This window comes from Umezawaea sp., assembly GCF_036375055.1.
Classification (GTDB): domain Bacteria; phylum Actinomycetota; class Actinomycetes; order Mycobacteriales; family Pseudonocardiaceae; genus Umezawaea.
Genome location: NZ_DASUSQ010000054.1, coordinates 1 through 8,366 on the forward strand (window position 1 = coordinate 1; position 8,366 = coordinate 8,366).

General features: G+C 71.8%; 7 protein-coding genes and 1 pseudogene. 6 read left to right on the forward strand and 2 right to left on the reverse strand.

The genetic code is table 11. The annotated features are described in order from the left end of the window. Both VFZ92_RS15515 and VFZ92_RS15520 read left to right on the forward strand, forming a co-directional pair. On the forward strand, positions 1 to 243 hold a 243-nt coding region (locus tag VFZ92_RS15515; protein WP_330876625.1), incomplete at its 5' end, for a hypothetical protein. Between the two features lie 193 nt (positions 244 to 436). After that, positions 437 to 769, forward strand: a pseudogene (locus VFZ92_RS15520) (integrase core domain-containing protein); the annotation flags it as partial. Positions 770 to 1,182: 413 nt separating this feature from the next. On the opposite strand, the gene VFZ92_RS15525 reads toward VFZ92_RS15520, so the two are convergent. Together VFZ92_RS15525 and VFZ92_RS15530 are read right to left on the reverse strand one after the other, a co-directional pair. Beyond that, positions 1,183 to 1,443: a hypothetical protein gene (locus VFZ92_RS15525; protein ID WP_330876716.1), complete on the reverse strand. Its 261-nt coding sequence runs from the start codon at positions 1,441 to 1,443 to the stop codon at positions 1,183 to 1,185. Between the two features lie 414 nt (positions 1,444 to 1,857). Continuing rightward, positions 1,858 to 4,677 (reverse strand): AfsR/SARP family transcriptional regulator, encoded by a 2,820-nt coding sequence (locus VFZ92_RS15530; protein ID WP_330876626.1) that lies wholly within the window; start codon positions 4,675 to 4,677, stop codon positions 1,858 to 1,860. 89 nt (positions 4,678 to 4,766) lie between these two features. On the opposite strand from VFZ92_RS15530, the gene VFZ92_RS15535 reads away from it, so the two are divergent. From VFZ92_RS15535 to VFZ92_RS15550, 4 genes are all read left to right on the forward strand, one after another. Further along, the gene (locus tag VFZ92_RS15535) at positions 4,767 to 5,945 is read left to right on the forward strand and encodes an IS701 family transposase (protein WP_330876627.1); all 1,179 of its coding nucleotides are present in this window, start codon (positions 4,767 to 4,769) and stop codon (positions 5,943 to 5,945) included. Between the two features lie 180 nt (positions 5,946 to 6,125). Next, positions 6,126 to 6,578, forward strand: a complete 453-nt coding sequence (locus tag VFZ92_RS15540) for a helix-turn-helix domain-containing protein (RefSeq protein ID WP_330876628.1) — start codon at positions 6,126 to 6,128, stop codon at positions 6,576 to 6,578. A gap of 128 nt (positions 6,579 to 6,706) precedes the next feature. Beyond that, positions 6,707 to 7,129 carry a hypothetical protein gene (locus VFZ92_RS15545; protein ID WP_330876629.1) on the forward strand — a complete coding sequence of 141 codons (423 nt, stop codon included), beginning with the start codon at positions 6,707 to 6,709 and terminating at the stop codon, positions 7,127 to 7,129. Further along, complete coding sequence (locus VFZ92_RS15550; RefSeq protein WP_330876630.1) at positions 7,122 to 8,339, forward strand: MAB_1171c family putative transporter; 1,218 nt, start codon at positions 7,122 to 7,124, stop codon at positions 8,337 to 8,339. Before VFZ92_RS15545 ends, VFZ92_RS15550 begins: the two co-directional genes overlap by 8 nt. Positions 8,340 to 8,366: the final 27 nt, after the last annotated feature.

Genomic DNA, 8,366 nt, shown 5'->3' on the forward strand with positions numbered 1-8,366 from the left:
GGATCGGGCGATCCCGATGACCTGGCACAACCGCTTGACGCCGTGGCGGCGTTGGTGGTCTGCGAAGAATTGGAAGCGGTTCACCAGCGCGTCTCCCCGGCGAAATACTCCGCCGCCTTGCGCTGGATGTCGCGCTCCTCCTCCAACTCGCGGATCCGTTTGCGCAGCGCGGTGTTCTCGTCCTCGGCCGAGCCTGGCGGCGATCCGGTCGTGGGGGTGGCGGCCGGTGAACCGGTGCGGTGACCGTCGTCGATCCGGATCCGGTTGCGGAGCGTCTCGTGGTTGATCCCAGGTCTTGGGCCACCGATTTGATCGTCACACCGGGTCGGGACCGGTACTGCGCGACTGCTTCGGCCCAAAACTCCGGTGGGCAGTGCTTCATCGCCATCTGCGCGGGACTCTGTCCACCCGGATCGTTGGGATCCAAGTGTGTCTGGTGTCCAACATCCGGGGTCAAGGCCCAGGTGAAGTCCCCTGCACGCGGCCGAGCGGACACGGGGCAGTCTGGCCGGAGCGGTGTTCCCAGCGACCACGGAGCCCAATACGGCGTTGGGGCCGTCGTCGATGCCTGCCGCGCCGCCGGGGTGACCCGGTCCATGGGCGCGGTGGGCAGCTCCGCGGACGACGCGCCGCGGAGAGCCTCAACGCATCCTTCAAACGCGAAACCCTCCAGGGAGCCCAGACCTGGTCCAGTGCAAGGGAAGCACGGCTGGCCGTGTTCGGCTGGGCACACCGCCGCAACACCCGACGACGCCACTCCCACCTCGGCCAGCAGTCCCCGATCAACTACGAGAGCAGCCTGACGTCAACACCGGCTACGCTCACCCCAGCCGCACAACCCCGTGTCCAGCATCCGGGGCGAAGTCCCACTCGCGTCATGACGAGGTCCCACCGGAATTTTGTCTCACCTGGTCGATTCGGGAGACAGGTTTGGCTGTGCGTTCTGGTCATCATCACCGATGAGCGCCGCGTTCCGCACCAGCGGACAGCGTCGCCGACGGAGTCGGGGGAACGGTCGACGTGTGCTCCTGACGCCAGGTTTGGGGCTCGTCGTGCCGCCGTCCTGGCTGTCGGAACCATCGTGCGACCGCACGTGGAAACGGACCGGAAGGGTGGGTCACACCCTTCCGGCCCGCTTCCCCCCCTTGTTCGGAATTCAGCAGGGTGGCGCGGTGACCGCGATCAGAACGGTGAGTTGCGGCCGGGCGCGCCGGGCTTGATGGACAGTGCCGACTCGTGCGCGAAGTCCGCTCTCTGTTGTCTCGTGGCGACGAAGACGAGGAACCACCGGTGGGGAGGTGTCGAGAGCTGGCAGAGGCTGCGGAGTGGCGGGTCGGTCGCGACGGTGCCGGAGTTGACGTGCGGGTTGGAGCAGGAGTTGGGGGTGGTCGAGGTGGGGTCCCTGTGATCGAGGATGCCGGTGGTGGTGCGGGGTGTGCGCATCGACGCGGGTCGACGTCGTCGTGGCCGGTGGCGGTGATGATGACAGTGGCGGTGGCGGTGGCGGTGACAGTGGCGGTGGCAGTGGCGGTGACGCGGTAGGTGTCGACCGACGTGGTGGTCGGGAGGGTGCAGGACGCGTCGGCATCGGCTTGTGTGACAGCGGAGGACTTCGGTTGACGCTGCGGCTTCACGGCTGACGTCGGGCCCGTGGTGATCAGCGTCCCCGCGAGCGTGGGCAGGACGGGCGGCGTCAGCATCCCGGCGACGTCTGGGCTCGTGGCGCATCGTCTCTCCTCCTCGCGACGGTGGGCTGTTCGTCGGAGGCAAGTCTTGACGGCGGCGTTCATCGAATCGGCATCATCACGTTCATCGCCGGGGCGGGCTGGGACCAGCTCCGGTATCAGGGGAGTGGGCTCATCTGGATCGTGTGGAGCCGGGTTTGTCCGCGTTCAGCGTGGAGCGGATCGCGTCCGCGTCCGGGTGGCCCAGTTCGTCGAAGATGGCCAGGGCGCGTTGCCAGTTGTCGTGGGCTTCGCCGATCGCGCCTGCGGCGTGGTGGCTGTCGCCCAGGTGGGCGATCGTCTCGGCCTCCGCCCATCGGTGGCCCAGGTCCCGGTAGAGCGCGGCGGCTCGTTCGTAGCACGCGATGCTCTCGTCGTGGTGTCCCAGGCCCTGGTGGGCGTGGCCGAGGACGTCCCAGGTGTCCGCGTCGCTGAACCGGTCGGCGATCTCCTCGTTGAGCCGCAACGCCTGTTCGGCGGCCTCCAAGGCCTGCTGGTGGTCGCCGCAGAGGTTGTGCCCCCAGGCGATGTTGTTGAGCGCTCTGGCCTGCCCGGACAGGTGGCCGATGTCGCGGAACAGGTCGAAGGCCCGTTCGGCGTGCGCCAGCGACGTCCGGTGTTCGCCCTGGCGGGAGTCGATCCAGCACAGGTCGAAGTGGACCCTGGCCTCGCCCGCGGTGTCCCCCGCGTCCCGGAACAGCCGCTGGGCGTGGCGCAGGTGCACGACGGCGTCGGCGACGCGGTCAAGGTGGACGTGGACGCGACCGAGGCTGCGGTGGGCGTGCGCCTGGCCCAGGCTGTCGCCGAGGCGCCGGGCGGAGGCCAGTGCGGTGTGCTGGGCGGCGGCCCACGGTTCCCAGTGGCCTCGGCGTTCGACGAAGTAGGCCACCGCCCAGGCGAGCTGCCAGGCGTGGACGTCGAAACCGGTCGCCCCCGCTCGCTCGACGACCGCGAGGATCGCGGCCAACTCCTCGGTCAGCCAGCGCATCGCGTGCTCGTGGTCGGTGTGCTCGTCGACGACCGCACCGGGCAGGGCGGGCTGGATGGTGATCGGGTCTCGGTGGGCGTCCAGCAGCCGGTCCGCGGCGCGGGCGCTGTGCAGGTAGTGGTCGAACAACCGGTGCAGGGCCTGGCGCAGTTGGCCGGTGGTGTCGCGGTCGTGGGCCAGTTCGGCGGCGTAGGCGCGGAGGAGGTCGTGGCAGGCGTACCGGCCGGGCAGCTGCGCGGTGACCAGGCACGCGCCCGCCAGTTCGGTGAGCAGCGCGTGGGTCCGGCTGACGGTCTGCCCCGTCAGGCTGGCGGCCGCCCGCACCGTGACGTCCGGGCAGGGGTGGACGCCCAACAGCCGGAACAGCCGTTGCGCGGGGTCGCTGAGCTGCTGGTAGGACCACGAGAAGACGGCCCGCACGTCGGTGGCCGGGTCGTCGCCGCCCAGGGCGTCGAGACTGCCCTGGGCGGTGCGCAGCTCGGCGGCGAGCGCGGCCAGGGGGAAGTCGGGGTGGATCGCGGCGCGGGCGGCCACCACGGCCAGTGCCAGGGGCAGTGAGGCGCACCGGGCGATGATCTCGTCGACGGCCTCGGGTTCGGCCGCCAGGCGTTCCCGGCCGAGCCGCTGCGCGAGCATCTGCTGGGCTTCGGCCGGGTCGAACAGGTCGAGCACGACCGGCCGGGCTCCCTCCGCGGCGACCAGCCCGGACAGCACGCGGCGGCTGGTGACCACGACCAGGCAGCCGCGGCTGCCGGGTAACAGCGGGCGCACCTGGTCGGCGTCGTGGGCGTTGTCCAGCACCACGAGCACCCGCCGGTCCGCCAGCAGGCTGCGGTACAGGGCGGACCGGGCGGCGAGGCCGACCGGCACGCGCGGCGGCGGCACGTCGAGCGCCTCCAGGAATCCGAGCAGCACGTCGGCGGGCCGCACCGGCGACGCGTCGGGGTCGAAGCCGCGCAGGTTGACGTACAGCTGCCCCTCCGGGAAGTGGTGGCGCACGCGCTGTCCCCAGTGGACGGCCAGGGCGGTCTTCCCGATCCCCGCCATGCCCGCTATCGCGGTGACCACCGTGTTCGCCCCGTCGGGCAGCACCTCGTCGAGTTCCTTCAGGTGCCGGACGCGGCCGGTGAAGCCGATCACGTCGACGGGGAGCTGGGCCGGGACCACCCGTGCGGCCGCGGGCCGGGGCGGGGTGGGCTCGGCACCGCTCGCCTCGTCCCTGAGGATGGCGGTGTGCAGCTCGCGCACCCCGGCACCGGGTTCGAGCCCCAACTCCTCGGCGAGCACCCCGCGCAGCCTGCGGTACGCGTCGAGCGCCTCCGCCTGCCGCCCCGACCGGTGCAGCGCCACCATGAGCTGCCCCACCAGCCGTTCCCGGAGCGGGTTCGAGGCGACCAGCTCGGCCAGTTCGCCGACCAGCTCGGCGTGGCGGCCGAGCCGCAGCTCCAGGTCGACGCACTCCTCGATCGCCGCCCGCCGCTGCTCGTCGAGCCGGGCGGCGGCGGCCTCGAACGTCCTGCCGGTCAGCCCGGCCAGCGCGGGTCCGCGCCACAGCCGCAGTCCCGCCCTCAGCTCGGCCGCGGCCCGACCGGTCTCGCCCTCGGCGTTGTGCCGGTGCGCCTCGTCGACGTGGGCCAGGAAGAGCCGGGCGTCCAGCGTGCTCGCGCCCAGCCGGAGCCGGTAGCCGCTGCCCTCGGCGGCGATCGTGGGTGTCACGGCCGGGTCGGGGTCGCGCTCGCCGCCCTCCAGCAGCCTGCGCAGCGCGGAGACGGTGTTCTGCACCTGGCGCTTGGCGGTGGTGGGTGGACGTTCGTCCCAGACGGCGTCGATGAGCGCGTCGAGCGGGACGACGAGGTCGGCGTTGAGCAGCAGCGACGCCAGCAGCACCCGTTGGCGCCGTCCGGTGAGGCTGACCGGCCTGCCGCTCGCCGAAACCTGTAGGGACCCCAGAACGTGGAACTCCACTGCGCCTCCGCGGCGGGCATCGTGTCTCCGGTGGCACACATCCTAGTGAGGCTTTGTTAGGTGCGGGCCGACTGTGCTCTTCTGGTCCGGTGAGACCGGAGGACATCGAGCGGGCCCGCCCGGTGATCGAGGAGTTCACCGCGGACGTGTTCGGCGGGTTCGCCCGTCGTGACCAGCGGGCCAAGGGCGAGTTGTACGTGCGCGGGTTGCTGCTGGACGGCAGGCGAAAGTCCATGCAGCCCATGGCGGACCGCCTCGGGGTGGACCACCAGCAGTTGCAGCAGTTCGTCACCACCTCGACCTGGGACCACGCGCAGGTGCGGCGCAGGGTGGCGGTGCGGGCACAGGAGTTCGTCGCCCCGGACGCCTGGGTGGTCGACGACACCGCGTTCCCCAAGGACGGGCACGCCTCCCCCGGCGTGGCGCGGATGTACCGCGACGCCAGGGGAAGGACCGCGAACTGCCAGGTCGGGGTCAGCGTGCACGCCGCCGCCGACCGGGCCTCCGCCGCGGTGGACTGGCGGCTGTTCCTGCCCCGGTCCTGGGACGACCACACGACCGACGACCGGGAGCACGCCGAACGGATCCGGGCCAGGAGGGGCCGGTGCGCGATCCCCGACGACCAGCGGCACCGGGAGAAGTGGCTGCTGGCGCTGGACATGCTCGACGAGGTCGTCGGGGACTGGGGGCTGCCGCCGCTGCCGGTCGTCGCGGACGCGGGCTACGGCGACGCCCCCGAGTTCCGGCAGGGGCTGACCGACCGCGGCCTGGCCTACGTCCTGGCCGTCACCCCGACCGCCACCGCGGCGGGGACCCCGCGCCTGCCCGAGTCGGACCTCACGACGCTGGTCGTGGCCGCGGGCCGGTCGACCGGGCGGTTCGTGGCCCTCAGGCGGGGTGTTCCCGAGGGCGTGGAGAACCCGACCGGCCGGACGCGGTCGCGGTTCCTCGCGCTGCGGGTGTGCCCCACGTCCCGCACCGGCGAGCGCCTCCCGGAGTGCTGGCTGCTCGCGGAGTGGCCGACCGGAGCGGCCGAGCCCACCGGCTACTGGCTCTCCACGCTGCCCGCCGACACCGCGCTGCGGGACCTGGTGCGCCTGGCGGCGGTGCGGTGGCGGATCGACCACGACTACCGCGAACTCAAGGACGACCTCGGCCTGGACCACTTCGAGGGCCGTTCCTGGCTGGGCTGGCACCGCCACGTCACGCTCGCCTCGGTCGCCCAGGCGATCCGCACCACGCTCCGCCACACCCCTCCGCGGACCTGATCCCCCACCGCAGGCCCGAAAACGGGACTCCGTGCCGCGGGAAGTCGGGCCGCACACCGTTTTCCCGATGGCGGGCGCCGCGCACCGGGCCGTCAACTGAGATCATGACCCGTGGTGCGACAACACCCACGAGAGTTGACGAACTGGTATACTTCGCACCTCCGTTCGAGGAGGACGTGCATGCCGGACGAAGCGTCCGAGGGGAACGCGGAGGCCGTTGAGCCCCTCGCCGCCAGGGTCGACCACCTCTTCCAGACCATCAAACCCCGTGGTGGGCGCGAGTACTCGTTCGAAGAGGTGGCCGAGGCGATCCGGACCCGTGGCGGTCCGACTATTTCCGCGACCTACATATGGCAATTGCGGCGCGGTCTGCGGAATAATCCGACCATGAAGCACGTCGAGGCGCTCGCCGGGTTCTTCGGCGTCCCGCCCGCGTACTTCTTCGACGACGACACGACGCACCGCATCGACGCTGAGCTAGCGCTGCTCACCGCCGTGCGGGACAGCTCGGTGCGGCAGATCGCGCTGCGCGCCTCGGGACTGTCGGCCAAGAGCCTCGTCGCGATCACCGAGATGGTCGAGCGCGTGCGCGAACTGGAGGGCCTGCCGGATCTTCCGGAGCCGGACCTCTGACAAGCTCGGCCACTGACCTGGGGGGCACCATCACCGTCAGTCTTCGGCGACTGCGCCGTCGCTGTGAGCTCATCGCGTCGACGCTGCCGCTGCCTCGACCGTTCGACGTCCGGGTGCTGTGCGAACTCGTGGCGGAGCGCAGATCGCGGGCCATCATCCTGGTGCCGACGAGCGACTTCCCCGACGTGATGGGGATGTGGGTCGCGACCGACACCATGGACCTGATCCTGTACGAGCAGGCCACGACACCTCCGCACCAGGACCACATCATCCTGCACGAGCTGAGCCACCTGCTCTGCGACCACTTCCGCGACACCCTGCCCGAAGCCGACCACATGCGCTCGCTGATGCCGGACCTCGACCCGGCGATGGTCCGCCGCGTGCTGGAGCGCACCGGCTACAGCGCGGAGGAGGAGCGGGAAGCCGAACTGCTCGCCACGCTCATCGCGCACCGCGCCGCACGGGCCGGGGACGGTGAACGGACGGGGACCGCGCTGGACGACCGGGTCGGCGACGCGCTGTTCTGGCCGGAGGCTCCCAGGCGTGGGTGAAGCGGCACGGGTGTACGGCCCGCCGTTCCTGGCGTGGGTGGCGCTGATCGGCAGGCTCGCGATCTACCGGGTGCGCGACCCGGCGGAGGACCGGAGCAAACGCCTCGTCCTGACGTACCTGGGGGCGCTGGCCATCTCCTTCACCCTCCAGGCGCCCGGCTGCTACGAGGCGGCGGGTGACCTGCTCGGCATCCCCAACGCCGCGAAGCCGTTGAGCCACTGGACGGTGCTCGTCGCCGCGTGGGCGGCGCGGAACCTGCTGGTGTGGATGCGCGAGGGCGGTGAGCCCGTCCGCCTGTCGTGGCGCCTGCGGTTCCTGGTGGCGGGGTCGGTGGTCGGCACGGGCGTGCTGTTCCTGCTCGCCGACACCCCGGTGAACGACGTGAGGTACAACGCCCTCTACGGGGCCGAACCCCTGGTGCTGGAGTACTGGCTGGCCTACCTGGTCGGTCTGATGCCCGCGCTGCTGGACCTCGCCCGGCTGAGCTGGGTCAACCTGTGCGACGCCGAGCGGCCCGCCGTCCGGCTGCGCCTGTGGATGAGCACGGTCGGCGTCGTGGCGATCATCGCCTACCACGTCCACAAAGGAATGTTCTTCCTCTCCCGGCGGTTCGACCTGCCGTACTCGAACACGTTCACCGCCGTCATGGACAAGTACCTCACGCTCGTCGCGTTCGTGCTGGTGCTGCTGTCGGCGTCGCTGCCGCGGCTGCGGGTGAGCGGTGACGGCGCGGTCGCCGGGTGGCTCCACCGGTTCACGACCTACCAGCGGTTGAGGCCGCTGTGGCTGGCGCTCTACCGGGCGAACCCGCAGATCGCGCTGTCGCCGCCGCGCTCGGCGCTGCTGGAGCGGCTCGACCCGCGCGACATCGACCTGCGGCTGTACCGCAGGGTCGTGGAGATCCGCGACGGGCGGCTGGCGCTGCGGCCCTACCTCGACCCGGACGCGGAGGCCCGCATCCGGGCGCGGGCCGTCGAGGAGGGGAAGACGGGCCACCAGCTGGACGCGGCCGTGGAGGCCGAGGTCCTGGCCGCCGGGCTGCGGGCCCGGTCGGCCGGTGAGCCACCGCCGAACGGGCCACCGCACGCCGCGATCCACGGCGGCCGGGACCTGGACAGCGACACCGAGTTCCTGGCACGGGTCGCGGACGCCTACGCCGCGACCCGCTCGGCTCGGCCGCGCGGGGGGACGTCCGCGCGGTCCCGGTGAGCGGGGCCACCGCCCACCCACCGACTC